At 62.2% G+C, this 25985-nt stretch carries 27 protein-coding genes and 1 pseudogene; 13 read left to right on the forward strand and 15 right to left on the reverse strand.

Annotated elements, in window-relative coordinates; translation table 11 throughout:
- Positions 1-40: 40 nt before the first annotated feature.
- From ABIE20_RS23825 to ABIE20_RS23850, 6 genes are all read right to left on the reverse strand, one after another.
- Positions 41-520 carry an HIT family protein gene (locus ABIE20_RS23825; protein WP_429507749.1) on the reverse strand — a complete coding sequence of 160 codons (480 nt, stop codon included), beginning with the start codon at positions 518-520 and terminating at the stop codon, positions 41-43.
- 94 nt (positions 521-614) lie between these two features.
- On the reverse strand, positions 615-866 hold the full coding sequence (locus tag ABIE20_RS23830; RefSeq protein ID WP_429507751.1) for a hypothetical protein: 252 nt from the start codon (positions 864-866) through the stop codon (positions 615-617).
- 96 nt (positions 867-962) lie between these two features.
- Positions 963-1910: a FecR domain-containing protein gene (locus ABIE20_RS23835; RefSeq protein WP_429507753.1), complete on the reverse strand. Its 948-nt coding sequence runs from the start codon at positions 1908-1910 to the stop codon at positions 963-965.
- Complete coding sequence (locus tag ABIE20_RS23840) at positions 1907-2416, reverse strand: sigma-70 family RNA polymerase sigma factor (protein WP_429507755.1); 510 nt, start codon at positions 2414-2416, stop codon at positions 1907-1909. The genes ABIE20_RS23835 and ABIE20_RS23840 overlap by 4 nt, the downstream gene beginning before the upstream one ends.
- Before the next feature lie 73 nt (positions 2417-2489).
- Positions 2490-3332 (reverse strand): SDR family NAD(P)-dependent oxidoreductase, encoded by an 843-nt coding sequence (locus ABIE20_RS23845; RefSeq protein WP_429507756.1) that lies wholly within the window; start codon positions 3330-3332, stop codon positions 2490-2492.
- A 106-nt stretch (positions 3333-3438) separates the two neighbouring features.
- Entirely contained in the window at positions 3439-6102 is a 2664-nt protein-coding gene (locus ABIE20_RS23850) for a hypothetical protein (protein WP_429507758.1), read from the reverse strand.
- A 121-nt stretch (positions 6103-6223) separates the two neighbouring features.
- Between ABIE20_RS23850 and ABIE20_RS23855 the strand changes: the two genes are divergently transcribed.
- Positions 6224-7138 (forward strand): LysR substrate-binding domain-containing protein, encoded by a 915-nt coding sequence (locus tag ABIE20_RS23855; protein ID WP_429507760.1) that lies wholly within the window; start codon positions 6224-6226, stop codon positions 7136-7138.
- On the opposite strand, the gene ABIE20_RS23860 is transcribed toward ABIE20_RS23855, so the two are convergent.
- The 3 genes from ABIE20_RS23860 to ABIE20_RS23870 all read right to left on the reverse strand — a co-directional run bounded on the left by ABIE20_RS23860 (position 7083) and on the right by ABIE20_RS23870 (position 8749).
- The gene (locus ABIE20_RS23860) at positions 7083-7418 is read right to left on the reverse strand and encodes a DUF2790 domain-containing protein (RefSeq protein ID WP_123566224.1); all 336 of its coding nucleotides are present in this window, start codon (positions 7416-7418) and stop codon (positions 7083-7085) included. The genes ABIE20_RS23855 and ABIE20_RS23860 overlap by 56 nt on opposite strands.
- Positions 7419-7493: 75 nt before the next feature.
- Positions 7494-8243 carry an anti-sigma factor family protein gene (locus ABIE20_RS23865; protein WP_429507762.1) on the reverse strand — a complete coding sequence of 250 codons (750 nt, stop codon included), beginning with the start codon at positions 8241-8243 and terminating at the stop codon, positions 7494-7496.
- Entirely contained in the window at positions 8240-8749 is a 510-nt protein-coding gene (locus ABIE20_RS23870; RefSeq protein ID WP_429507763.1) for a sigma-70 family RNA polymerase sigma factor, read from the reverse strand. Before ABIE20_RS23870 ends, ABIE20_RS23865 begins: the two co-directional genes overlap by 4 nt.
- 131 nt (positions 8750-8880) lie before the next feature.
- On the opposite strand from ABIE20_RS23870, the gene ABIE20_RS23875 reads away from it, so the two are divergent.
- From ABIE20_RS23875 to ABIE20_RS23900, 6 genes are all read left to right on the forward strand, one after another.
- On the forward strand, positions 8881-9927 hold the full coding sequence (locus ABIE20_RS23875; RefSeq protein WP_429507764.1) for a catalase family peroxidase: 1047 nt from the start codon (positions 8881-8883) through the stop codon (positions 9925-9927).
- Positions 9924-10454, forward strand: coding sequence for a cytochrome b (locus ABIE20_RS23880; RefSeq protein ID WP_429507766.1), 531 nt, complete (start codon positions 9924-9926; stop codon positions 10452-10454). The genes ABIE20_RS23875 and ABIE20_RS23880 overlap by 4 nt, the downstream gene beginning before the upstream one ends.
- 132 nt (positions 10455-10586) lie before the next feature.
- A complete protein-coding gene (locus tag ABIE20_RS23885; protein ID WP_429507767.1) occupies positions 10587-11840 on the forward strand; it encodes an OprD family porin in 1254 nt (417 codons plus the stop codon).
- A gap of 88 nt (positions 11841-11928) precedes the next feature.
- Positions 11929-12459: a sigma-70 family RNA polymerase sigma factor gene (locus tag ABIE20_RS23890; RefSeq protein WP_429507768.1), complete on the forward strand. Its 531-nt coding sequence runs from the start codon at positions 11929-11931 to the stop codon at positions 12457-12459.
- Positions 12456-13409: a FecR domain-containing protein gene (locus tag ABIE20_RS23895; RefSeq protein WP_429507770.1), complete on the forward strand. Its 954-nt coding sequence runs from the start codon at positions 12456-12458 to the stop codon at positions 13407-13409. Before ABIE20_RS23890 ends, ABIE20_RS23895 begins: the two co-directional genes overlap by 4 nt.
- A gap of 85 nt (positions 13410-13494) precedes the next feature.
- Positions 13495-15996: a TonB-dependent siderophore receptor gene (locus ABIE20_RS23900; RefSeq protein ID WP_429507772.1), complete on the forward strand. Its 2502-nt coding sequence runs from the start codon at positions 13495-13497 to the stop codon at positions 15994-15996.
- Positions 15997-16026: 30 nt separating this feature from the next.
- Here the strand turns inward: ABIE20_RS23900 and ABIE20_RS23905 are convergent, their stop codons facing one another.
- Positions 16027-16908, reverse strand: a complete 882-nt coding sequence (locus ABIE20_RS23905; RefSeq protein ID WP_429507774.1) for a hypothetical protein — start codon at positions 16906-16908, stop codon at positions 16027-16029.
- A gap of 144 nt (positions 16909-17052) precedes the next feature.
- Positions 17053-17913, reverse strand: a complete 861-nt coding sequence (locus ABIE20_RS23910; protein WP_429507776.1) for a hypothetical protein — start codon at positions 17911-17913, stop codon at positions 17053-17055.
- A 221-nt stretch (positions 17914-18134) separates the two neighbouring features.
- On the opposite strand from ABIE20_RS23910, the gene ABIE20_RS23915 reads away from it, so the two are divergent.
- Entirely contained in the window at positions 18135-19343 is a 1209-nt protein-coding gene (locus ABIE20_RS23915; protein ID WP_429507777.1) for an MFS transporter, read from the forward strand.
- Between the two features lie 72 nt (positions 19344-19415).
- Positions 19416-19961, forward strand: coding sequence for a cupin domain-containing protein (locus tag ABIE20_RS23920; protein ID WP_010226800.1), 546 nt, complete (start codon positions 19416-19418; stop codon positions 19959-19961).
- 75 nt (positions 19962-20036) lie between these two features.
- Here ABIE20_RS23920 and ABIE20_RS23925 read toward each other — a convergent pair whose 3' ends face one another.
- On the reverse strand, positions 20037-21527 hold the full coding sequence (locus ABIE20_RS23925) for a DASS family sodium-coupled anion symporter (protein WP_429507778.1): 1491 nt from the start codon (positions 21525-21527) through the stop codon (positions 20037-20039).
- Positions 21528-21889: 362 nt separating this feature from the next.
- On the opposite strand from ABIE20_RS23925, the gene ABIE20_RS23930 reads away from it, so the two are divergent.
- Together ABIE20_RS23930 and ABIE20_RS23935 are read left to right on the forward strand one after the other, a co-directional pair.
- The gene (locus tag ABIE20_RS23930) at positions 21890-22222 is read left to right on the forward strand and encodes a hypothetical protein (protein ID WP_429507779.1); all 333 of its coding nucleotides are present in this window, start codon (positions 21890-21892) and stop codon (positions 22220-22222) included.
- Positions 22223-22276: 54 nt separating this feature from the next.
- Positions 22277-22474: pseudogene (locus ABIE20_RS23935) on the forward strand (hypothetical protein); the annotation flags it as partial.
- 23 nt (positions 22475-22497) lie between these two features.
- Here ABIE20_RS23935 and ABIE20_RS23940 read toward each other — a convergent pair.
- The 3 genes from ABIE20_RS23940 to ABIE20_RS23950 all read right to left on the reverse strand — a co-directional run bounded on the left by ABIE20_RS23940 (position 22498) and on the right by ABIE20_RS23950 (position 23607).
- Positions 22498-22800 (reverse strand): hypothetical protein, encoded by a 303-nt coding sequence (locus ABIE20_RS23940; RefSeq protein WP_429507781.1) that lies wholly within the window; start codon positions 22798-22800, stop codon positions 22498-22500.
- Between the two features lie 138 nt (positions 22801-22938).
- A complete protein-coding gene (locus ABIE20_RS23945) occupies positions 22939-23124 on the reverse strand; it encodes a hypothetical protein (RefSeq protein ID WP_429507783.1) in 186 nt (61 codons plus the stop codon).
- 162 nt (positions 23125-23286) lie between these two features.
- Positions 23287-23607 (reverse strand): YbjQ family protein, encoded by a 321-nt coding sequence (locus tag ABIE20_RS23950; RefSeq protein ID WP_429507785.1) that lies wholly within the window; start codon positions 23605-23607, stop codon positions 23287-23289.
- A 186-nt stretch (positions 23608-23793) separates the two neighbouring features.
- On the opposite strand from ABIE20_RS23950, the gene ABIE20_RS23955 reads away from it, so the two are divergent.
- Together ABIE20_RS23955 and ABIE20_RS23960 are read left to right on the forward strand one after the other, a co-directional pair.
- Entirely contained in the window at positions 23794-25221 is a 1428-nt protein-coding gene (locus ABIE20_RS23955; RefSeq protein ID WP_429507786.1) for an MFS transporter, read from the forward strand.
- 35 nt (positions 25222-25256) lie between these two features.
- On the forward strand, positions 25257-25985 hold the full coding sequence (locus ABIE20_RS23960) for a class I SAM-dependent methyltransferase (RefSeq protein ID WP_429507787.1): 729 nt from the start codon (positions 25257-25259) through the stop codon (positions 25983-25985).

Consider the following 25985-nt stretch of genomic DNA (forward strand, 5'->3'; position numbering starts at 1 on the left):
TGTGGGCTGGCCTTGCCAGCGATCGAGCGCAAGGCGCTCGCTAAAAAGCCAACCTCAACCGCTCGATCACCTGCCCGATCGATGGCCCTTCAATCGCTGGCGGCGTCGGGTTTTCAGCAAACTCGCGCCAGATGTACAACGTCAGCTCGGCGCCATCGGTGGCGGTTTCCGGGCAGCCAGGGCCGGCGAAATCCTGCAGCCGTCGATAACGCGCATCTTCCCAGAACAAGGCCTCGACCCAGGGGTACACCGGAATGAAGTGAAAATGCAGCGGCAAGCCGGGCATGTGGCCGTAGCGGCTGATGTACAGCCATTTCGGTTCAAGGGTGGTTTCCATTACCCGCTGGATGGTCGCCAGCAAACCACCCAGCTCGGCCAGCGCCGCAGCCGGCAAGTCGGCCAGCGAACCGGCGCCAGCGCTGGCGCCAAGCATCAGGTATCCGGGCAAGGCCGAGGCCAGGTGATGGTTGAGGATCCAGTGCTCGGTCTGGTGGATGATGTGCGACGACGGTATTTCCATGATGGCATCCCTGCGAGTGCAGCCGGCAGGATAACAAGCCTTCACACCTCCTGCCCGTCACGCTCCTTGAGCAGTTGCTGGATCTGCCGCACGCTCAGCCCTGATCACCTGCGGCGACGCTACAACGACCCGGTGCCAGCACCGCAGTGATACTGGCGAATGGAATGCAGCGGCATTCATCATCACAGGCGAAATACAGCCGCAACTGGTGGGCGTACCAGTCGATGCTGCGCACCTCGCCGGACTGGGTGTCCATCACTCCGTATTCGGCGGCAAAACAGCCGTATAGCACCACGGTGTCTCCAGGTTGATACAGGCGAAGGCGCTCTTTGTTGTTCTCGTCCATGTCGGCATGGCTCCAGCCTTTGAACCGGCATCATCACCAACAACGCCTCAGTACGCTACTGGTAAAAATGTCAGGCGACGAACAGTTCAGCGCCGCTCACACGGTTTTCTCACGGGCCACCAGGGTCACCCAGTAGCGGCTGCGCGCCTGCACCGCTACCGGCAGGCTGGCCGCCAGCAGGGCCAGCACCCGGTCAGTGTCATCCAGGCGGAACGTGCCGGTGACCCTCAGCGACTCCAGCGCCGGGTCCCAGCGCAGCCAGCCCGGGCGATAACGCGACAGCTCACGCAAGAACTGTCCCAGTGGCTGGTTGTCGACGCTCAGTACACCGTCACGCCAATCCGGCTGATGCGGGTCGAAACGGTCCATTGCGCCACTGCCGTCGGCGGTAATGGTCAACTGATCACCGATCTGCAAGGCCAGCGCCGGGCCCTGGCGCGGCTGTACCTGCACTGCACCCTGCAGCACCGCGATGCGGCACTGCTCGGCGTCGCGGCGCAGGCAGACCTGGGCCTGACCGACGCTGACCCGGGCCATGCCGAGCTCAACCTGAAGCGCCTGGGCGCGGCTGGTGCTCAGGGCGATTTCGCCCTCGACCAAGGTCAGGCGCTGGTGAGCCAGGTCAAGGTTGACGGCCGTGGCGGTGTTCAACTGCAGCAGGCTGCCCTCGGCCAGGCGCACGCCACGGCGTTCGCCCACTGCGGTACGCACGTCGGCGCGCAAGGCCTGTAGCGGCGTCTGCTGGCTGAGCAGCCAGCCGGCGGGCAACAGCAAGGCCAAGGCCAGGCCGCGCTTGAGCAGGGTTCGCCGCTGGCTTTCGGGGCGGTCGAGGCTGGCCATGGCGACGGCCGGCGGCAAGTCCTGAAAACGCTGGCGCAAGCCTTCGGCGCGCTGCCAGATCTGCTCGTGCTGCGGACTGGCCGCGCGCCAGTGCTGCAAGCGCTGCATATCCTCTGCACTGGCCCGCCCGGAATCGAGCAGGGCCAGCCAGCGCGCAGCAGTGCGGGCCAGTTGCCGGGATTCGCGGGTGACAATGGGGTTCATGGTTCAACCAGCAAGCAATGCTCATAGGCCTGGGCCATATAGCGTTTGACCGTACGTTCACTGACCGCCAGGCGCTCGGCGATCTGTGCGTAATTCAAGCCTTCGAGTTGCGACCAGAGAAACGCCCGACGCACCGCTGCCGGCAAACCGTCGAGCAGTTCGTCCAGGGCCTGCAGGGTTTCCAGCAACAGCCAGCGCTGCTCCGGCGAAGGCACCAGTGCTTCGGGCAGTGTGGCCAGGGCATCGAGGTAGGCGCGCTCCAGGCTGCGCCGTTTGTGGAAGTTGACCAGCAAGCGCTTGCCGACCGTCAGCAGGTAGGCCCGCGGCTCGCGCAGTTCGCTCAGCACCTGGGGGCTGGCCAGCACCCGCAGGAAGGTGTCCTGGCTGAGGTCGGCGGCATCCCAACGGTTGCCCAGGCGCTGGTACAGCCAGCGTTCCAGCCAGCTGCGATGTTGCCGATAGAGGCCATGCAGGGTCTGCTCGGTGGGGCCCGCCGCTTCGCTCATGTCAACGCACCTGGATGGATTAGACTCAAATGAGATTGATTCTAATTAATACCCTGGCGCAAACCAAGCGCTATTACATGGCTTTGATCATCTGCCAGCGTTGCCGCACCTCCCGCACGGTACTGGCCGACACCCCGCGCAGCTCACGCGGATAGTCCACCTGCGGGTTTTCCTCGAAGCGCGTGGCGCAGAACTGACCGTTGCTGGCACGCAGGATGTAGCCGCTGTCCTGGCAATCTGCCGAGGCCAGGTACAACACGCCGGGTACGACCCACTCGGGCTTGAGGTCTTCGGGCTCGCCCTGCTGGCCCCACATGCGCGTGCGCGCCACCGGCGAAATCGCGTTGACCGCAATCCCGTGTTCGGCGCCCTCGGCGGCCAGGGCGTTCATGATCCCCAGTTGCGCCATCTTGCCGGCGGCATAAGCGCCAAGGCCGGTTTGCGCATGGCGCAGGTACATCGCACGGTCCGAAGTAGTGAGCACGATACGCCCGCTGCCAGAGGCCTTGAGTGCCGGCCAGGCGTGCTTGCTCAGCCACAACGGCGCATGCACGTTAATGGCCAGGGCGCGCTCGATAAAGTCGCTGCTGCAGTCTTCGATGTTCTGGTAACCGACCCAGCCGGCATTGTGGATCAGCGCGTCGAGGCCACCAAAAGTGTCGAGTACCTTGGCAATCAATTGCCGGCAGGCTTGTTCATCACCAAGGTCAGCGCTGTGGCCAACAACCTGATGGCCTTCATTGCGCAACAGCTCGGCGGCGCTCTCGGTAATCGAAGCATCGCTGCCACGCCCCTCGCGGTCGGTGCCCAGGTCGCTGATTACCACCTGCGCACCGGTTTGTGCCAGGGCACGGGCATAGGCCAGGCCCAGGCCACGGGCGCCGCCGGTGATGAGTACGGTTCTGAATGGGGTCACAAGCAGTCTCCTGATGGGCCGTTCAGCCTAGCCATGGAGCGCTGAGAAGTTGAATACTATCGAACAGGGCCGCCGATATCCGTGGGATATCGGCAGCTCCAGAGTACTACTCGCTGCGGCGCGCCAGGCCGGAGACAATGGCTACCATCAGCAAGCTGATACCCCAGCCAACCAGAATCTCGAACCAGATCAGCAGGCGTATGAAATGCTTCCAGCCAAATGACGTGAACTCGTCCCAATAGCCTTGCTTGGGTGTCGGTACCAGCGGCGCCCAGTCCGACTCCTGCTGCAGGTCGACCAGGGGCATCAGTACATCCAGAGAATATGCCAGGGGGCTGAAGCCGGTGTACTCCTCACGCAGGGTTTGGCACAGGTACCAGTTGCCTTCACCGTAGTAGGTGGGCGGCATCTCCTGCCCAGGATTGGCTCCCCGCCAAGCGTCGCCGCGGTCGGGGCGACAATCGAAGTAGGCCTCATTCTGGAACACCAGCGGGTTGCTGGGGGCGAAGACCCGTTTGTGCAAAGCTGCATACCAGTAAATGCCAGCACAGATTAACCACATTGCTAGAAACCAGATCAACAATTGCATCGGGCGGTAACCGAACCCGGTCAATAGACCGTAAAGGCAGTGCAAGGCTCTACTTGTGGCGGTGTAGATTCGACCCGCCCATGGCCACCAGTTTTCAGGGGATTGGCCCACGTGGCCGATATCGCGTAGCCTGCGTTCGAACGCTATGCCCACGTCTCGCGCTTCGGCGCTGTGCCCCATCTCAACCAGCACTTTCTGTAATTGTCGCCACGGTTGCGGGCGAAAATCATTTGCAGGATTGGATTGATCGTTGACGGCAGCCATATTGGCAACTTGCTTGTCCAACCAACTCGCCCGAAAAGTCGCATTCACCACTGCCCCCGACGAGAAAGCGGCGTAGACAAAACCATTAAGGGCAATATTGTTCCCCCACGTTCCCTCATCATCATCTAATACACTAATGTCAGCGCCTGTGAAGGAAGCATTGCTCAATGGAGACTCAAGGGCGCGCAACACCAATTTTCCTCCCAGGCGCATGTTGTCCAGCAAAAACGGAGAAGTACCGCTCTTCCCTCCTAGCCCTGCGGCACTGCAATTCAATTCACCCGCAATCTGCGCCCCTCGAAACCTAACGCCCCCCTCCGACCGAAAGCCATTTTGCAAACTCACGCTACCATCAACTAATACTCGATCCGCATCAAGAGCAACCCGCCCAAAACCATCTAATCTCGCAGTATTACAGTTTAAGTCACCCCCAATTTGTGCACCCACCATGCGAACGGTCCCATACGCTTGGAATCCTTCAGATAGAATGACATTTCCTTTTATCACCCCCCCATCTGCAGAGACTGCATCACCGCCAGCGCCATCGAACACAACATCCTTACAACCGAATTGATCATCAATCTGCGCCCCCAGCAAGCAAACTTCACCCGTGAAACGGGTGTTGCCGGTAATGTGGAAATCACCCTTGATCATAACGCCATCAGCAACCAATGCTTCTTGGCCGCTGCCATCAAAACGGCCTCCAGAAATAACCAGTTGCCCAGCAATCTCCGCGAACATTAAGCGAACAGGGCCATTCGAAGAAAAATCCGTCCCCAGAAACGTACCGCCGCCAACCACTACACCGTCCGCATGAAGTGCTTCTTCACCGTCACCATCGAATCGACCATTGCAAATCAACTGTCCCGCTATTTTTGCACCCAGTAATCGGACTGCACCGACTGCAGAAAAACCCCTGCGGAATACCACATCCTGCTTTACATGAGCACCATCAGCCGAAAAAGCGACGCCCCCACAGCCATCCAGACTGGCACCGATACAATTAAGTTGCCCCTCGATGATTGCGCCTTTGCAACTTATACGTCCGCGCGCTTTAAAACCACCATTCAGATATACATTCCCCTTGATGCAAGCCGCATCAAACCATAACGCTGTATCACCCTGACCATCCAGCGTTGCATCAAAGCAATTCAGCGCACCCTCTACTTGGGCCCCTGCCACGCGCACTGCGCCGACGGCAGAAAAACCCTTGGCCAAATTAAGTTCTTCGCCCAACTGCGAATGATCTAAATTTATTGCATTCCCATCGCTACCATAGAAACAGCTACCCGAACAATCCACCACCCCAAGAATCTGTGCACCCTGCAAGGAAACTTCACCATCCGCAACGGTCCCGCCGTACAGGCTCAGTGCTCCCCGAATTTCCACTCTATCTGCAGACAAAGACCTTCCGCCATGCCCATGCAAGCGAGCGCCAGCCATTATCAAACTACCCCCAAAGCGCGCATCATCAACACTCATCCGTCCTCGGCACCAGAACCGAGTCATGTCGACCATTCCGCGTGTGGTGAGGCGATTGGCTATAAATCCGGGGCTAGTGGAATCACGTAGATTTATTGACCCTGAAACCTGTGTGTCAGTAAAGTCTGGCGACTCGCTGAAAGTACAATGGCTTAAGTTGATACCCTGTTGCAGGGTAGTACCGTTCATGTCCAACTTGCCCTCAATGTAGGCACCCTGCAGTTGAACACCACGCTCATGAACAGGCGCGCTCTCATCCCCACCTAACAACAAAAAACGTAAAAAATCGGCGCTCACTCGATTGTCGATAGACGAATGATTGGGGCGAACGGGGCTCAACTGCGCTATTTTCCCCTGTTTGACACAATCCAGCAGTCGCTCTTCAGCCGCCGTCCGCTCAAAAAAATCGCATAACGACCTACCCGTTGCTTTCATGGTCTTCTCTCTGACACGCAGTAATCGGCTGATACTAAAGTGACATTTAAAGGCCATCAATCGAACGTTCCAGCCAATAGACTAGGATTTCCCAGGCTTGCGCCAATCAAGGACGCCACCCATGATCGAAACCCGCCTGCTGCGCCAGTTCATCGCCGTGGCCGAAGAGCTGCACTTTCATCGCGCCGCCGAGCGCCTGCACATGGCCCAGCCGCCGCTGAGCCAGGCCATCGCCCGGCTTGAACAGCGCCTGGGCTTTGCCCTGTTTACCCGTCATTCCCGAGGCGTCGCGCTAACGGCCGCCGGGGCGACGTTTGTGCACACAGCGCGGGCGACCCTGGCAACCCTGGAGCAAGGCATCGTCCAGGCACGCCAGGTCGCTGAAGGCATCGCCGGCCAACTGCGTATCGGCAGCCTGGCGCTGGCGGGGTATCCGCTGCTGCTCAACGCGCTCAAGCAGTTTCGCAGCGACTGGCCCAAGGTGCAGCTGGAGCTGCAACAGGGCTCGTCGGCACAGTTGGTCGAGCAACTGCTCAATGACCAGCTGGATATCGCCGTGGTCCGCCAGTTGCCACTGATGAGCGAACGCCTGAGCAGCCGCTTGTTGCTGGAAGAAGAGATTTTACTGGCGCTGCCAAGTGAGCATTGCCGCGCTGGCGAAACCGCTGTCAGCCTGGCGGATTTTGCCGATGAAGATTTCGTCTTCACCCCACAAGCCCTGGGCGCAGGCTACCACCAGCAACTGCTCGACCTGTGCCAGAGCGCGGGCTTTTACCCGCGCATCAGCCAGCAGGCGGCGCAACTGCAAACGCTGATCAACCTGGTCGGTTGCGGCTTCGGCATCGCCCTGGTGCCCGCCGCAGCCGCCCAGGCCAATGCCCAGCCGGGAGTGCGCTTTTGCCGATTGCGCGAGGCCAGCCCGCGCCTGGGGCTTTACCTGGTGTGGCGCAGCGACGATCCCTCGCCGCTGCCAGGGCGCTTTATCGCGTTGACTGAAAACGCGGACATTGGCCTTCGAGCCGATAACGCAGGGTAACCAGCTGGCCGCTGGAATCCTCGAAAGTCATCAGCATCGGCGCCGCTTCGCAGCCGCGGGCCATGGGGGTCTGTTCGATCAGACGGGCGACATCCACGGACTTGCCGTAGGTAAAGTCCTGGATGGTCGGGACGGTCTTGCCGGTTCTTGCTGCATAGGCCTGCACTGCCTGCTCATGGGCAACCAGACGCGCATCCTTTACCTCTGGTGCCGAAGCCTGCGCGCTTTGGCCGGCCAGCAGAACCACTGCGGCCATTACCAAACCTTGCATGCGCTTCATTGGCGGATACCTCGAATGAAGTGAAATGACGAAAGGAACAACGATTTCGAGCTTACGCCGCTAATGGCATTCCAGCTACAAAGTGATACCAAGGGCCTGACGCAGTTGCTCACCCCGACTGTCGGACGCGGCGCTGACCAAGGCGTAGTTGTAGTCGCCGCGCGACCAGTAGCGGGCCTGCAGCTGGCCGTCGGTTCGCTCACCGCTAGGCATGCGCGCGTAGTGCTCACCCGGCGAGCGCAGGAACAGGCTGACCCGCTGGCCCTGAGCGTCCTCGAACAGCAACAGCGCCGCCGGCCCCTGCTCGTTGCTCAGCAGCCGCGCGCCCACCGGGGTGAAACCGTAGGCCGAGAGGTCCGGCAGGTTGCCGACATGGGCAAAGTGCTGGCCCAGCCAGGCCTGCAGGCGCGCCGGGTCCTGGGCGCTGAGGTCGAGGGCCTTGGCATCGGCAAACAACCGATGGGCCTGCACGGCATCAGCCATCGGCGGGTTACTGGCCAACAGGCTGGCCTCACGCACTTGCCAGCCGCCCAGGCCGCCGATGCCCAGGGTAACCAGCAGCACCGCGGCACTGGCCCAGCGCCGCTGGCGCCGACGGCGCATCTCACGACGTACGTTGGCCGGGTCCAGCCGCGGGTTGGGTGCTTGCCCGGCAAAGCCGGACAGCGCCGCACGCAACTGGCGGGCATCGTTGCGCCAGGCTTCGACCCGCGCCGCCTGTTCGGGGTTGGCCGCCAGGTACAGTTCCACCGCCCGGCGCCGCTCGCTGTCCAGGCGCTCGTCGACGTAGGCGTGCAATTCGTGGTCAGACGGGATCAAGCTCATTTCAACCTCCGCAGCGCCGCGGGCGGGGTATTGCCCTCGGCCAGTTCGCGCATGGCCGCACGGGCGCGCGACAAACGTGACATCACCGTGCCGATCGGCACACCCAGGGCCAGCGCGGCCTCCTTGTAACTCAGGCCTTCGACGCTGACCAGCAACAACAGGGCGCGCTGTTCGGTGGGCAACTGCGCAAACGCCGCCAGGCCCGACTGGGCGACAACGATGTCCTCGGTGTTGCTGCCCACCTCCTCGCCACGGCCGAACCAGGCCAGCCATCGCGCCTGGCGGCGTTCGCGGCGTTTGCTGTCGATAAACTGCCGGTACAGGATCGAGAACAGCCAGGCGCGCAAGCTGCCCTCTTGCCGCTGTTGCCCGCGGCGGCTCAACGCGCGCTCGACGGTGGCCTGGACCAGGTCGTCGGCGCTGCTGGCCTCGCGCGTCAGCCACAGGGCGAAGCGGCGCAGGCGCTGAAGCATCTCGCGCAATTGCTCGTCGTCTAGTTCGTTCATTGCCGCAGTCTTGGCCTGTAGGCGATCAGTGTACGAGGCAGACGCTGGCAGTGAAGAATTATTCCCAGGCGTTGGAATAAATTTCTGCACCCGACGTCGTACCGGCTCATTCACTGACCCGGATCACCGCCATGAGCACTCCGTTACACGGTCGCCCCCGCGCCCTGCGCCTGGCTGCCATTGGCCTCGGGCTGGCAACCCTGGCCGCTGGCTTTGCCTATGCCGCCGGCTGGATCGACGCCGAGCGCCTGACCCCCAAGCGCTTTATCGACACCTTCGAAGCCCAGGCCGGGCATTACCCCGGCTACCGTAAGAATCACGCCAAGGGCCTGTGCGTCAGTGGCTACTTCCAGAGCAGCGGCGCGGCGGCCAACCTGTCCACGGCGCGGGTGTTCAGCCAGGCCAGGGTGCCGGTGATCGGCCGCTTTGCCATCGGCGGCGCCAACCCTCACAGCGCGGATGCCAGCGTGCCGACCCGCAGCCTGGCGCTGCAACTGAGCAGCGACGATGGACAAGAGTGGCGAACGGGCATGAACACCCCGCCGGTGCTGGCGGTGGGTACCCCAGAAGCCTTCTACCAGCAGGTGCTGGCCGTGACCCCGGACCCGGCCACCGGCAAACCGGACCCAGCGCGCCTGCAGGCGTTTTTCGCCGCCCACCCGGAAAGCGCCGCCTTCCGCCAATGGGCCAAGGACTACACAGCCTCGGACAGTTTCGCCAACTCAAGCTACAACAGCATCAACGCCTTTGCCCTGATCAACACCAGCGGTAACCCCCAGTACGTGCGTTGGAGCCTGCTGCCACAAACTCCGTTTGCCGCCCTGCCGGCGCAGGTCGATGACCCAGACTATCTGCAGCACGACCTGCGCCAGCGCCTGGGCCAGGGCCCGCTGCGCTGGACCTTGCAACTGACCCTGGCCGAAGCCGGCGATGCCGTCGATGACCCCAGCCAGCCCTGGCCAGCGCAACGCCCCACGGTGAACGCCGGCACCCTGGTGATCGACCAGGTCGATGCCGCTGAACAAGGCGCCTGTCGCGACCTGAACTTCGACCCGCTGATTCTGCCGAGCGGCATCCAGCCGTCCGCCGACCCGATCCTCGCGGCCCGCTCGGCGGCCTACTCGGAATCATTCAACCGTCGCGCCCGTGAAGCCGCGCAGCTGGGAGCCCGCCCATGAAACCTGTTGCCTTCCACCCTCTGGCCCGTGTGCTGCACTGGCTGATGGCCGTGCTGATCCTGGCCATGCTGTTTGTGGGCGTGAGCATGGTCAGCGACCTGTCGCCGCGCCATACCTGGTTGATCAGCCTGCACAAGGCCATTGGCCTTGCGCTGTTGCTGCTGGTGATTGTGCGCATCGGCCTGCGCCTGAGCCTGCCGCACCCACCGCTACCCGACGATTTGCCGCCGCTGCAGCGCTGGGCGGCCAAGGCTTCGCACCTGTTGTTGTACGGGTTGATGCTGGCGATGCCGCTGCTGGGCTGGGGCATGCAGTCTGCCGGTGGCTACCCGCTGCCGTTGCAACTGCCGGCGCTGCTGCCCCACGACCTGCAGCTGTATGCCCTGCTGCGCCAGGCCCACGCTTGGCTGGCCTATGTGCTGTTTGCCACCGTGCTGGTGCACCTGGGTGCAGCGCTGGTGCACGGACTGATCCGCCGTGATGGCGTGCTGCGCAGCATGTGGCCAGGGCCGCTATCCAAGGATTAATATCTTAATTATTTTTCATTCCCGGTCATTTGCGCCCTAAAGAGGTCTATTCAAAAATAAAGATAATATGTTAACAATATAGGCAGAGACACCTGGCACCCGCCACACACAACAACAAGAAAGGTAGCCCTAATGCTTCTGCCCCGTTCGCTGACGGTGAGTGCCGGCCTGTGCGCCGCATTCACCCCCTACCTGGCCCAGGCCGAGTTCATCAAGGACAGCAAGGCCAGCCTTGAGACGCGCAACTTCTACTTCAGCCGCGACTTTCGCCAGAGCGGTGCGCCGCAGAGCCAGGCGCGGGAATGGGCCCAGGGTTTTATCCTGAAAATGGAGTCGGGTTTTACCGAAGGCACCGTAGGCTTCGGCCTCGATGCCCTGGGTGAACTGGGGGTCAAGCTCGACTCCAGCCGCGACCGGCGCGGCACCGGCCTGCTGCCATTCGGCGCCAGCCAGGAACCGGTCGACGACTACAGCGAGCTGGGCCTGACCGCCAAGCTGCGGGTCAGCAAGACCACCCTCAAGCTCGGCACCCTGCAGCCGATGCTGCCGGTGGCGGCGATCAACGACGTACGCCTGCTGCCCTCGACCTACAGCGGCGGCCTGCTGACCTCGCAAGACATCGACGGCCTGACCCTGAACCTCGGCCGCCTGGAAAAACAGAACCTGCGCGACTCCTCAAGCAATGACGAGATGAGCTACGCCGGGGTCGAAAGCAACCACCTGGACCTGGCCGGCGGCACCTATACGCTCAACCCGCGCCTGGCCGTCAGTTACTACTACGCACAGATGCAGGACATTTACCGCCAGCACTATGCCGGACTGGTCCACGACCTGCCCCTGGCCGAAGGCATCAACCTGCGCAGCGACCTGCGCTACTTCGACACCAGCGAACAGGGCCGCCATGACCTGCGCGCCGCCTCGCGGGTAGATGGCGGCAAGATCGACAACCGCTTCTTCAACGGCATGCTGACCTTGGGCGTGGGCGCGCACAAGTTCGGCCTCGGTTACCAGAACCTGTCAGGCGATGGCGATTTTGCCTACCCGGGCCTGGACCCCTACTCGGTCAACCTGGTCACCGTCAACGTCTTCACCAAAGCTGAAACCGATGCCTGGCAAGCGCGCTACGACTACAACTTCGCCGCCCTCGGCCTACCGGGCTTGAGCTTCATGACCCGCTACGTCAATGGCAGCCATATCGAAACCGCCAGTGTCAGCGGCGGCAAGGAATGGGAGCGCGATACCGACATTGCCTACGTGGTGCAAAGCGGGCCGCTGAAGAATGTCAGCGTGCGCCTGCGCAATGCCACCTTCCGCTCCAGCGGTGGCTTGACCAGCGACATCGACGAGAACCGCCTGATCGTCGGCTACACCCTGGCCCTCTGGTAAACGCAGGTGACGGCCGGATGAAAACAACCCTTTATTAGTTTTTTGGGAATGCTTATCATCTGCATCATTTTTTCGGGATGCAGCCAGGATGAGCGCACCGCCGTCACCGCCCAATGCCGAGCTCGGCCAGCTCTACCAGCACCATCACCTGTGGCTGCAACACTGGCTGCGCCGGCGCCTGAGCTGCCCACAGCGGGCGGCGGACCTGATGCAGGACACCTTCGTACGTATCCTCGCTTCGTCCGAGGCGCTGGAACTGGTGCGCTTGCTGCGTGAGCCGCGCAATTACCTGGCAACCGTGGCGCGGCGGGTGATGATCGATCATTTCCGCCGTCAGCAACTGGAACGCGCCTACCTGGAAGCGCTGGCCGCACAACCGGAAGCCGAGCAGATCTCCACCGAAGAGCAGGTGCTGATTCTGGAAACCCTGCGTGAAATCGACCAACTGCTGGCCGGCTGTGGCGCCAAGGCGCGCAAGGCGTTTCTGATGGCCAACTGGCTGGGCATGACCTACGTGGAAATCGCCGCCGCCTTGGGCGTGTCGCTGACCACGGTGAAAAAATACCTGATCAAGACCACCGAGCGCTGCCTGCTGCTCGCCTACGATGCCCAGCCATGACCGACCGCGAGCGCCAACGCCAGGCCCTGAAAGCCGCCGCCCGCTGGCACGTGCAACTGGCCGCCGGCGATGCCCCGGCCGAACTCCAGCAAGCCTGGCACCGATGGTTGGCCAGCGCCGCCGAGCACCGCTGGGCCTGGTCACGGGTCGAGCAGTTGCAGGGGCGCCTGGCCAGCGTGCCCGGGGCGCTGGCCTTCGACACCTTGCAGCGCAGCGAAGCCGAGGGCCTGCCCCGGCGCAGCGTGCTCAAGGGCCTGCTGCTGGCCACTGGCCTTGGCCTCGGTGGCTGGGCCAGCTACCGCAGCCAGCCGGCGCAGCAGTGGCTGGCGGATGAGCACAGCGCCACCGGCGAAATCCGTCACCTGAGCCTCGCCGACGGCAGCCAGTTGGTGCTCGACACCGCCAGCGCCGTGGACATCCGCTTCGATGATCAGCAACGCCTGATTCGCTTGCGCCACGGGCGGATTTTTCTTACCAGCGGCAACGATAACCGCCAGCGCCCGTTGCGGGTAGAAACCGCCCAGGGCCTGGTCGAAGCCTTGGGCACACGGTTTAGCGTCGATCAGCGCGAGGCCGCCAGTCGGGTCGAAGTGTTCGAGCACGCGGTGCGCATCAATCCGCATCAGGCGCCGGCACGACGCCTCGAAGCCGGCCAGCGCTGCCAGTTCGACAGTCATGTAGTGCACGCCGCGCAGGCCGTCGCCAGCAGCGAAGCGGCCTGGACCGGCGGGCACCTGATCGTCGAGGACTGGCGCCTGGGCGAGTTGCTCGACGAACTCGGCCGCTACCGCCCTGGGCTATTGTCCTACTCCAGCGAGCTTGAAGGGCTACGGGTTTCCGGGACGTTCTCGCTGACCGACAGCGAGGCGGCGCTGTCGGCCCTGGCCACCTCGTTCAAGCTCAAGGTGCATCGTTACAACCGCTACTGGGTCAGCGTCGACCTGAGTTGAATTTTTTCAGCCAGGGGGTGCCTGTTTTTTTTCGTTCGTCCGCCTCTGTAGGAAATAATCTCATTTGCGAACGAAGAGGATTTCCATGCAACCCCGCTTCCCCCGTGCCCCCCTTCCCCAGTTGATTGGCCGCCATCTGCTGGCTGCAGCACTGGCCCTGCCCCTGCTGCCCGTCACCGTTGCCCAGGCGGCAGAGGCCGACAGCGCCAGCAGCGGCCAGGTCTTTGCCATCGAAGCCGGTTCCCTGAGCCGGGTGCTGGGCAGCTTTGCCGCAGCCGCCGGGGTCAACCTGTCGTATGACGCGCAGTTGACTGCCAGCCTGGACAGCCCGGGCCTGCAGGGCCGCTTCGGGGTGCTCGAAGGCTTGAGCCGGATTCTCACCGGCAGCGGCCTGCAGGCTTACCGCCAGGCCGATGGCAGCTACTCGCTGCGCCCGCTGCCGGCCAGCAACGGTGCGCTGGAGCTGGGTGCAACCACCATTGGCGCCAGCACCTTGCAGGCGCCGATGGAAACCACCGACAGCTTCACCGCGCGCCAGGTCAGTTTCGCCAAGGGCGAGCATTCGCTGCGCGAAACGCCGCAATCGGTGACGGTGATCACCCGCAAGATGATGGATGAGCAGAACCTCACCACCCTTGAACAGGTGATGGAGAAAACCCCGGGGATCACCGTGCATGACTCGCCCATGGGCGGTAAATACTTCTACTCGCGCGGCTTCATGCTCGCCGGCCAGTACCAGTACGACGGCGTGCCGCTGGACCTGGGTGGCAACTATGTACAGGCCAACAGCTTCGCCAGCGACATGGCCTACTACGACCGCGTCGAAGTACTGCGCGGCGCCGCCGGCATGCTCAAGGGCTCGGGCAGCTCCGCCGGCGGGGTCAACTTCATTCGCAAACGCGGGCAGGAAAAGGCCGCCACCAGCGTCAGCCTGTCGGCCGGCTCCTGGGACAACTACCGCGCCCAGCTCGACACCGGCGGCCCGCTGAACGACTCCGGCAGCCTGCGTGGCCGCCTGGTGGTCGCCGGCCAGGATCGCCAGTACTTCTACGACATGGGCAAGCGCGACGACCAAGTGGTTTACGGCGCCCTCGACTACGACTTCAACGACGCCACCACCCTGGGTATCGGCGCCGCCTACGAGAAGCTCAACGCCACCCCGTGCTGGCAGGGCCTGCCGCGCTACAGCGATGGATCGGACCTGAAACTGTCGCGCTCAACCTGCCTGGGCGCGACCTGGAACAGTTGGGAAAGCCAGCGGGTCAACCTGTTCGCCGACCTCACCCATCACTTCAATGACCAGTGGCTGCTGAAAGTCGCCGCCATGCACAGCCACAACACCCAGGACATGCAGTACGCCATGACCCTGGGCAGCGTGCCGGTCGGCAGCAGTTCGGCCAACAGCCAGCTGTACTCCGGCGTGTTCGACTACGACCAGCACGACTACGGCATGGACGCTTACCTGGACGGCAAATTCACCGCCTGGGGCCTGGAGCACGAGCTGATCGTCGGCGCCAACGCCAGCCGGGCCAAGGGCAGCGACAGCTACGCGCTGATCAACATGACTCAGTTGATGGGCGTAACCATGAACCCCTTCGCCCCCGACCGCGACATTCCCAAGCCGCCAGACAGCCTCTACCAGACGGCCTCCTACCGCGGCGGCCCACTGCCGGTGGAAAGCGACACCCGGCAGATCGGCACCTATGCCACCTTGCGCCTGAAACTGGCCGAGCCCCTGACCCTGGTGCTCGGCAGCCGGGTCAGTTGGTACCGCAGCCAGCGCGATTCCTACACCCAGGCCTGGGACTACTGGCAGCACGACCGCAGCCAGGAAAACGGCCAGGTCACCCCGTTTGCCGCACTGATCTACGATCTGGACGACACCTGGTCGGTGTACGGCAGCTACGCCGACATCTTCCAGCCCCAGGGCACCTACACCGATGCCCAGGGCAGCCCGCTGCAACCCAAGACCGGCGCCAACTACGAGCTGGGGATCAAGGGCGAATGGCTCGATGGCGGCTTGAACGCAGCGTTCAACCTGTTCCGCACCATCGAGGCGCACCGCGCCGAAGCCGATTACGACTCGGTGTGCGCCGGCTCCTCCGACGGTTACTGCTACAGCGACAAGGGCAAGGTCCGCGCCCAGGGCTTCGAAGCCGAGCTCAGCGGCGAACTGGCCGAGCGCCTGCAGGTACTTGCCGGCTACACCTACACCGAGCTTGAGTACCTCAAGACCAACAGCACCAGCCAGGACGCGACCTTCACCGCCAGCTACGTGCCACGCCATCTGCTGCGGGTCTGGGCCGACTACCAACTGGACGGCCCGCTGCAACGCTGGAGCCTGGGCGGCGGGGTCAATGCGCAAAGCGACAACCACTACCAGGACCGCGCAGCGAAAACCGAACAGCCCGGCTATGCGATCTGGAGCGCCCGCGTAGGCTACAAACTGGACGACAACTGGAGCATTGCCGTCAACGGCAACAACCTGTTCGACAAGCACTACTATTCCAGTGTCGGCGCCCTGGCCTGGGGCAACTTCTATGGTGAGCCGCGCAACTTCATGGTGACCCTCAAAGGCGATTTCTGATCAAGCCATCCAGCCGTCGGCGATTGAGACTCAAGCAGTCGCCGACTGCCGTTCGCGGGTACTGATAGCGAAATGGTCGCAGACAAGGGAAGAAACCAGGTCGCGATTACGTGCGCGAAAGCTGCCCTCCACCCGCAGAAACCGAAGGTCTGCGTCCCGACTCACTTCAATCTGCACGGTTCCATAAGGTAAACGAGAGAAAGTGCCAATCCAAACCTGCACATCGTCATGGCTTTGCAAGTCAAAGACGTACGAACCCGAGACTGGAATGCGCGACTCGGGTATTTCTATCCACACCCAGAACATTCCACGAAACCCCAGGTGAACGGCGTTGGGCCCTACAACCACCTCCAGCGCAAATGAGCCGGACTGCTCCGAAAGTTCGTTGTAACCGAAGCGCCGGATAGCGGTCATTTCATTGCTTGATCGCTCATTAGCGGTTGGGGCTGCGAGCACACTGAAAGTCCGCTCCCGGCTGGCGAAGCGGAACCCCGAGCAGATTAACGTGGCGTCCCAAACTGCAAGGCGAATGTAAAAACGCCCCTCGTACAGGGCAAACGCTCCGCTTTTGGATACGTTGATTGAAAGTTTACCGTGCTGGACAGGAACAACCGTACCGCCCAGGTAGACTTCAATGTCACCTTTGTAAGTCAAATCGAACTCATAATCCCCCTCTTGCGGAATACGCGAGATAGGGATTTCAATAAACAACGGTTGAATGCCATTCAGGGCGTCCAGATACAAGACTTTATTATCCCAGCTACTGCTGACCCGAAATTGCTGCGCATTGATTTCATATTCTTCATCCCATATCTGCAAGGTCGCTTGCAAATGGGGTGCAAGATTCGGGTCGCCAGGGAGATCCCGATCGTCAAGCGCCCCACCCCTGTGCCTTCTGTTTAAACCATCCATCTTCGTGCTCCCGCTCATCACCGGCTATTTCGGTGCCTTTACCCTAAGCGCGGAAAACCGACAGAGATACTGACAAAACTGTCAGGTTAATCGATTCACTCAAGCGACTCGCCCCCACGAAACCCACTGCCCAGCAAACAAGCACTACTTTTCCCGCGAACTGATTGCAAACCGGTCGCAGACAATCCAAGAAATCAGGTCCTCGTAGCGCGCACGAAAACTGCCCTCCACCCGTAGATACGGCGAATCGTCGCGTTTGTTGACAGTGACATCAAGCGTGCCATACGGCAGCCGCAGAACGCCATTTTGCAGTATCACAATGTCGTCTGCTTTCACCAGATCAAAAGAGTACGATCCCGAGACCGGAATGCGAGGGTGGGGAATGTTTATCAAAACAGGTACCCGGGCGTGAAACGCCAAGTAGACACCTTCAGGATCGCTCCTCAATGAAAACGAATCGGCAACCAGCGCTGTTTCGTAATAACCCACCCGCCGCGTACCATTGAACTCATTGCCCGAGCGGCTGTCCTCAAGCGATTCGCTGGCCGGCGCGGTAACGCGCTCTCGCGTAGTAAAGAGAAAGTCAGAACAGTTGAACGTTGATTTCCCATCGGTCAACACGCTTGAAAAACGTCCCGCATAAAAACCAATCAACGCCTGGTCTGTCAGTTTTACATCAACTGTCAACGTACCCTGCTCGATGGGCACCTGGGCTCCACCCATCCAGATTGTAACGTCCGAACCTGGGTGTAAGTTGAACTGATAATGTCCCGAGTCTGGAATGCAGGCAGACGGGATGCTGATCAAGACCGTTTGCAGCCCTCCGTTGGCGATCAAGAAGACCCCGTCGAAGCCATAGCGTAATTCGAAAGACTGGGCACGGATTTCGTATGTTTCATTCCAGATATGCAGGGTAGCCTGGAAATGCGAGGTGCTCTGCGGAGCGGGTGGTTGCGTGTGAAGTTCAGTTGCCGAAGCAATTGTTGCGTACTCTGAGTCTTTCATCACCTAATCCTCTGAGTGTCGAGCCGTGTGGCTGACAGCGTCAGGTTAGGTCTGGTGAAACTCATCAGTAAACTGGCAGAAATACCAGGTCCATGGTTGTCGAAGTAGAAGTTCGACAGTACATAATGAGCTGTAAATAATTATTATTTGCGACCCTGCTGTTTTGCCAAGGACTTTCCTACGGCACAATACCCGGTATGTTCACCTGCCCTGGATAGCCCATGACCACCGCAACGGACCCTGCCGCGCTCGCCGTACCAGAGCGCTCTACCTTCGACCTACGCCCGCTGCTGGCGGCCAACATGGCCTGCACCATGGCGATGATGGCGTTCGTCTCGTTGATCGGCCCGATTGCCCGCACCCTCGGCCTGGCCACCTGGCAAGCCGGCGCGGCGGTGACGGTTGCCGGGGTGATCTGGATGCTGCTGGCCCGCCCCTGGGGCCGTGCCAGTGATCGGCTGGGGCGGCGCAAGGTGTTGCTGCTCGGCACCGCAGGCTTCACCGTCGCCTACTGGGCGTTGTGTCTGTTCATCGATACCGCCTTGCACCTGTTGCCCAGCGCCGCCCTGGCGTTCGCCGGGCTGGTGCTGGGCCGCGGCCTGATCGGCGCGTTCTACGCCGCATTGCCGGTCGGCGGCGCGGCACTGATTGCCGACAACGTCGAACCCGAGCACCGGGCCCGGGCCATGGCGTCGCTGGGGGCGGCCAATGCCTTTGGCCTGGTCATCGGCCCGGCACTGGCGGCGGGGCTGGCGCGCTTCAGTCTGAGCCTGCCGTTCTATGTGATGGCGGTGCTGCCGATGCTGGCGTTCCTGGTGCTGCTGCTCAAGCTCAAGCGCCAGGAACTGCACCTCAAGCAACCGCCACGGCCGGTGCGCCTGGCCGACCCGCGGCTGCGCAGGCCCTTGCTGGTGGCCTTCGTGGCAATGCTCAGCGTGTCGGTGGCGCAGATCACCGTCGGTTTCTTCGCCCTCGACCGCCTGGGCATGGACCCGGCCGATGCCGCACAGACCGCCGGGGTTGCCCTGACCATGGTCGGCGTGGCGCTGATCCTTTCGCAGATCCTGGTGCGCAAGCTCGAGTGGCCACCGCTGCGGATGATCCGCGTCGGCGCCAGCATCGCCGCCGTAGGCTTTGCCGCCAGCGCCCTGGCCACCAGTGCCGTGGGTTTGTGGGCGTGCTTCTTTTTCTCGGCCTGCGGCATGGGCTGGGTGTTCCCGGCGTTTTCGGCACTGGCGGCCAACGCCATGGACGCCTCCGAGCAAGGCGCCACGGCCGGTTCCATCGGCGCCGTGCAGGGCCTGGGAGTGGTCATCGGGCCGCTGGCCGGGACCCTGATCTACGCCGCCGATCCGCGCCTGCCGTACCTGATTGTCGCGGCGCTGTTGTTGTTGGTCGGGCTGTGGCCGCAGCCGAAAAAGCCCGCCTAACAGGTGGGCCGCTAAAGCCGGTTCGAATGTGTTTTAATGCCTCGCCCAAAATTTTTGACACATAAGGCGGCTATGGACACGGGGACACGACTCAAACTGGTGCGTGAACGCAACAAACTCTCCCAACGGGAGCTGGCTCGGCGCAGTGGCCTGACCAACTCGACGATCTCGCAGATCGAGCAGAATCGCGTCAGCCCTTCGGTCAGTTCCCTGAAAAAGCTGCTTGAAGGCATTCCGATGTCGTTGGCGGAGTTCTTCAGTTTCGACGAGCCGATCCGTGAAGAGCGCTTTGTGTTCCGCTCGACCGAACAGCCCGACCTGGGCAACAGCGGCCTGCGCATGCTGCTGGTCGGGGCCAGTGTCGAAGGCCGGCAGATGCGCATGTTGCGCGAGCTGTACGCGCCGGGCGCCGACTCCGGCGAGCCGATCGTGCACGCCGAGGGCGAAGAGTGCGGCCTGGTGACCCGTGGCACCATCGAACTGCGGGTCGATGGCCAGGTCAGCATCCTCAACTCCGGTGACGGTTACTACTTCCCCACCACCCTGCCCCACAGCTTCAAGAATATCGGCCAGGATGAAGCCGAGATCATCAGCGCCAACACCCCGGCGAACTTCTGATAATCGGTGGGGGGGCAAGGCCCGCACCTCCTGGGGTTTTTTTGGAGGGGGCTTGCCCCGCGATGAGTCTTGCCGTTACATCCAGCCCAGCCACTGCCACCAGGTCGCGGCAAACACCAGCATCAGGCCATAGCCAATCAGGGTCACAATGATCCCCACCCGCGCGAACTGCTTGGCGGTGAAGGTCTCGGTGCCCAGGCAGACCATGTTCTGCGGTGCGTTGATCGGCAAAATAAAACCATAGCTGACCACGAAGCCCAGGGCCATGGTCATGCCCAGGCGGCTGAAGTCACCCGGCAAGGTTTGCAGCACCGCGATCAGGATCGGCAACAGCGCCGAGGTCAGCGCGGTGGCGCTGGCAAAGCCCAGGTGAATCAGAATCAGGAATGCCGCAAGGATCGAGAACACCCCCAGGGTGCCCAGCTGATCCAGCCCGGTGTGGGCCACTACCTGCGTCCCCAGCCATTGCCCGGCCTGGGTGGTGAGCAAGGTAGTGCCCAGGCTGATGCCGACCCCGAAAACAATCACCGTGCCCCATGGAATGCGCGCCTGCACGTCTTTCCAGGTCATCACCCCGAGCCGGGGCAGGAGCAGAATCACCAGGCCGGCGTAGGTGGTCGAGGTGGTATCGAAGTGATGCAGCTTGCCCTCGGTGGCCCACGCCAACAGCAACAGCAACGACACGCCCAACAGACGTTTCTGCGCGCCGGTCATGGGCCCTAGCTCAGCCAGGGTCTTGCTCACCGCGGCCTTGCCACCGGGAATCGCATCGCTCTCGGGCGGTAGCATTTTCAGCACCAGCACGATCAGCACCACCGACATGATCACTGCCCATGGTGCGCCGGCGATCAGCCAGTCGATCCATGACACCCGCGCACCGAGCATCTTGTCCATGAAGCCGACAGTCAGCAGGTTCTGCGCTGCGGCGGTCTGGATACCGATGTTCCAGATGCTGGTGCCCTGAGCGACGATGATCATGATCCCGGCGGCGATGTTCGAGCGCTTGTCGACACCAAAGGCGGCGATTACCCCCATCATGATCGGCACCACGCAGGCACTGCGCGCGGTGGCGCTGGGCACCACCAGGCTGAGCAGCACGGTAACGGCCACTGCGCCGATGAGGATACGCCGGGTGCTGACGCCGATGCTCGACAAGGTCACCAGGGCAATACGCCGGTCCAGCCCGGTGTGGGTCATGGCCGCAGCGATGAACAAGGCGCCGACCACCAGGGCCAGGGCACTGTTGGAAAAGCCGGTCAGGGCCAGGGTGATGGCGGCCGACGAGCCATAGATTACCGAAGGGTCGGCCACCGTCGGCGCGGTGCCGAGCAAGAAGGCCATCAGCGAAGTGATCATGATCGCACTGGCTTCATACGACACCGCTTCGCTGATCCACACCACCACGGCAAACGCGAGGATCGCCAACACCCGGTGGCCAGCCACCGGCAAGTCGGCGGGCATCGGCAGCAACAGCACCCCGACCAGGGCCGCGATACCTACCAGCAGGCCAATAGGCACGCGGGTTCTGGCGGTTTGTGAGACAGGCACATTGGCCGGCGAATTCATTGGAAACTCCCTGCTGAACATGTACGGCCATGATCGCGCAGATCGCTTTTGCGCGGACTGATACGCATCAATGCCCCGAATTCGAGGCATTGTCCGACAAGATGTAGTGCCTTGAAAAAAACACTACAAAACCTGTTGACGCCGTTCGTCGGCCCTTGCATGATGAGGTCGTCTCCCCGATCGGGGGTACTGGCAAGGGTGTTCCAGGCAGCTCGACAGATCCATGAGCTGTGTGCGGATGGGTACTGCCCAAAAGGCAGCGTGTAGAAGCCCCCAGTTGTGACGCTGCTGTAGCAGCTTTCATTTAACGCTACATGTTATGCGCCAAGTGCGAACAAACAACGAATGGTCAAGGGGGCTTTATGATGAATCTGAACAATCAACCGACTGTTGAAGAACTGGCCCGGCTGTTCGCCGCGCGCAAGGACACTCTCGACAGCCACATCCTCTGGGTCTGCAAAACCGGTGAAGTTCACCTGGACAGCCTGGAAACCATGAGCGACGAAGCCGAGTTCGAAGAACGCAAGCCAACCATGCGTGCCCGCCTGAAGATGTACCGTCGCGGCCAGGGCTATGTTGGCAAGAAGGCCGCCGCCGACACCCAGTATGTCGGACGGGTTCTGCAGACCCTGCAAAGCGAGTGGGCTGCGCTGCAGAACAAGCCTGGCGTCGCGGTGATCGACCGTCTCTGCTAAGGGTCGCTGGGGTGCAACACTGCCCCAGCCACGCTTGAGCCCAATCCCTGCGGATTGGGCTTTTTTTATGCTTCTTCACGGAGTCGCGGGGGGTTGGGTTTGCGAGCTTATCCCGCCGGTGGCATCGACGGCCTGCGCCGCCTGGTCGATGACTTCTACCGCTTGATGGATGAAAACCACGAGGCGCACACCGTGCGCCAGATGCACCCGTACAGCCTGGACGCCTCACGCGACAAGCTGGCGTGTTTTCTCCAGGCCAGCCGCGACCGTCACCCTCAGGCCTGACGGCGCAGCGGTGCCCTCTCCAGCGGCAAGGCACCGGTGGCCAGTGCCCTGGCGCGGTCAACACCCCAGACCATGGCACGGGTCATGGTTTCACCGGGGCGATTGTCGTAATACTCCTCGACCATGGCCTTGCCCTGGCGCGTATAGATGCCGAGGAACAGCTGGGTGGCGCCGGTGCGCGACAACCTCACCTGGACGTCGATGCTGGTCCCGTCACTGAGCTGTTCGTCGTGGCTGCGGCTGTGCAGTTGTGCATCGGCCCAGTTCCAGTACGTCTCTTCCCTGATGCGCATCGAATGGCTCCTGTATTGATGGCGGCATTAGTAAGGCACACAACCCGGCATCAAGCGAGTGCGAGCTGCGCAACCTTTGCGCAAGGTCAAACAATGCAAAAAAAACCCCGCCGTTGGGCGGGGGGGTGGTCGATTCGTTTATTTCTTCGCCGGCAAGCGCGGCGTGAACTTGCCCTTCTTGCTGCGCTGCAGCGCATTCAGGCGCACCTGTGTGTCATCCAGGGTCATGTTGGCAAAGCCCAGGCGATAACCGCTCTGGCCGCAGCGCACCTGACTGTTGATTGGAAATTCGTCGCTATTGTCCTCGATGTAGGAATCAAACATGCCCCAGTCTCCCTGCGAAAACGGATCAGTACCGGCAACAGATGAGTGCCCGGAAAAGTACTGACCCTGTTGATCCTGAGACTAGCTGGTCATTTATGGACCGCACGGGCAGATAGAAAAAAGCCCGACCAATGGCCGGGCTATTTTGTCGCACCTTCGCGCTTACCTGAGCTTCACCGCTGTACCGGTGACAAACACCACGACCATGCCACCACGCGCCGACGGCATGCTGATTTCATAGTCCAGGCCGACAATCGCATCGGCCTGCAGGCTCCGCGCACGGGCACGGATTTCGTCGGTGGCCTGGATGCGCGCTTCTTTCAGGGCGCTTTCAAGGGTTTGTGAACGGCCACCGAAAAAGTCGCGAAAGCTGGCGAACATATCGCGAACCACGTTGATGCCCTGGACCGACTCGGCGCTGACCACATCCAGATAGGCAGCAATTTCCCGGCCTTCGATAGTCCCTGTGGTGGTGATGATCATGCTGCTCTCCTTCGGCCTTGCCTGTCAGCCGCCCGACAGGTCAATGCGCGGGCGGTAAAAAAAACGCGATGGTAGCAAAACCATCGCTGGGCGAGCGGCCTATTTATCCAAGCAATACATTGTGTAATGGTATAACTGCACCTAGACTTTCAGCCACTCGAAGCCCCACCTGCGAAGGAGCCGCGCATGAATACCGCCCACACCCCCGCCCCCGCCTCATGGGCCGAATTGTTGCGCGGGCGCAATGCCCTGCGCTCGATTGCCCTGGCCGGTGGTGTGGCCTTGCACGCGATCAACGTCTATATCGTTACCACCATCCTGCCCACCGTGATTGCCGACATCGGCGGCCTGGCCTTTTACGCCTGGAGCACCACGCTGTTCGTCGCCACCTCAATCATCGGTTCGACCTTGTCGGCGCAGTTGATCGAACGCCTGGGCGCACGGGCCGCTTTTCTCCTGGCACTGGCGGTGTTCGCCCTGGGCTCGATCATTTGCGCTGCCGCACCGAGCATGCCGGTGCTGCTGGCCGGCCGCAGTGTCCAGGGCCTGGGCGGCGGCATCCTGTTTGCCCTGAGCTACGCGCTGATTCGCCTGGTGTTCGACCCACGCCTGTGGCCGCGGGCCATGGCCCTGGTGTCGGGCATGTGGGGCGTGGCCACCCTGTGCGGGCCGGCAGTAGGCGGCATTTTTGCCCAGGGCGGCCACTGGCGCTGGGCGTTCTGGTCGCTGTTGCCGGTGGCGGCGCTGCTGGCGCTGATCGTCATCAGCCAGTTGAACAACAAGCTCGCGGCCCCCTCGCAGTCACGCCCACCCTACGGCCTGATTGCCTGCCTGGTGGCCTCGGTGCTGGCCATTTCCGCCGCCAGCCTGTCGACCGACCTGCTCTGGAACCTGGTCGGCATCGGCGCAGGCCTGGCCATTGCCGTGTTGATCGCCCGCCTCGACCATACCGCGAACCGCCGCCTGCTTCCCACTGGCGCCTACGCGCTGAGTACGCCCCTGGGTAGGCTGTACGCGATGATGTGCCTGCTGATCGCGGCGATCACCACAGAAATTTTCGTTCCCTATTTCCTTCAGGCAATTCATGGCCTGAGCCCGCTGGCCGCCGGCTACATGACCGCCGCCATGGCCGCCGGCTGGACCGTCGCGGCGCTGTTCAGCGCCAGTCGTACCGGTATTGCGGCCGAACGCATGATCCGCTTCGGCCCGGCGGTGATCTTCATCGCTTTGCTGGCGCTGGCGCTGATGACCCCGCAACGGCCATGGCTGGAACAGGCCTGGGGCCTGGTTATTTATTGCCTGGCCCTGGCCGGGGTTGGCCTGGGCATCGGCCTGGGCTGGCCGCATTTGCTGACCCGGGTGCTCAACAACGCCCCTGCGGGCGAAGAGAACCTCGCCTCGGCCTCGATCACCACCGTGCAGTTATACGCCACCGCACTTGCCGCGGCACTGGCCGGGCTGGTCAGCAACAGCGCCGGGCTGGTCGAGCCCGGAGGCGTGGCCGGCGCACAGCAGGCAGCAACCTGGCTGTTCGGCGTATTTGCCCTCGCGCCGGTGCTGGCCCTGCTGCTGGCCTGGCGGCTTACCCGCACTCCGGCCCAGGCCCTGGCCTGATGAGTTGAGTCCCCCGTCCCATGCAAGGAGCAACGATGAAAGAAGCCAAACAGGTGTACGAGCGCATCAGCGATCAGTTCGAGGACTTCACCAGCCACGCCAGCCAGCGCGGTGTCGAAGTCGATACCTTCCGCTACATGGTCGGTAACGTGCAGGGTCTGGACATTCTCGACCTGGCGTGCGGCCAGGGCTTTTTCAGCCGCCAGCTCAAGGACTGGGGCGCAGCCCATGTGCGCGGCGTGGATTTCTCTCCGAGCATGATCTACCAGGCCCGCCAGGCCAACGACGGCATCGCCTACGAAGTACGCGACGTCACGCAGATGGGACGCATCGGAAGCTACGACAAGGTCACCGCAGCCTGGTTGTTCAATTACGCCAGCAGCGTCGAGGACCTGGGGCGGATGTTCAGCGCGGCAGCACAGAACCTCAAGCCCGGCGGCCACCTGGTTGCCTACACCGCCAACCCGGCGTTCGACCTGAACAAGGGCAATTTCACCCGCTACGGCATCAGCGTGCTGGCTGAAAGCGCGGTGGACGGCGGCTTTCGCTGCAAGGCCCAGTTCATGTCCACGCCGCCAGCGGATTTCACCTACTACCGCTGGCGCCAGGACGTATATGAAGACGCGGCGAAAGCGGCAGGATTCAGCGACTGCCGCTGGATCGCGCCGCTGATCAGCAAACAACGCAGAGAGGCCCGCGATCCGGGCTACTGGGATGAGTTTGAAAGCAACAGCCTGCAGATCGGCCTGATCTGCAGGAAGTAA

Origin of the sequence: Pseudomonas sp. 2835 (genome assembly GCF_050435905.1) — a bacterium.
In the GTDB taxonomy this organism is placed as follows: Bacteria; Pseudomonadota; Gammaproteobacteria; order Pseudomonadales; family Pseudomonadaceae; genus Aquipseudomonas.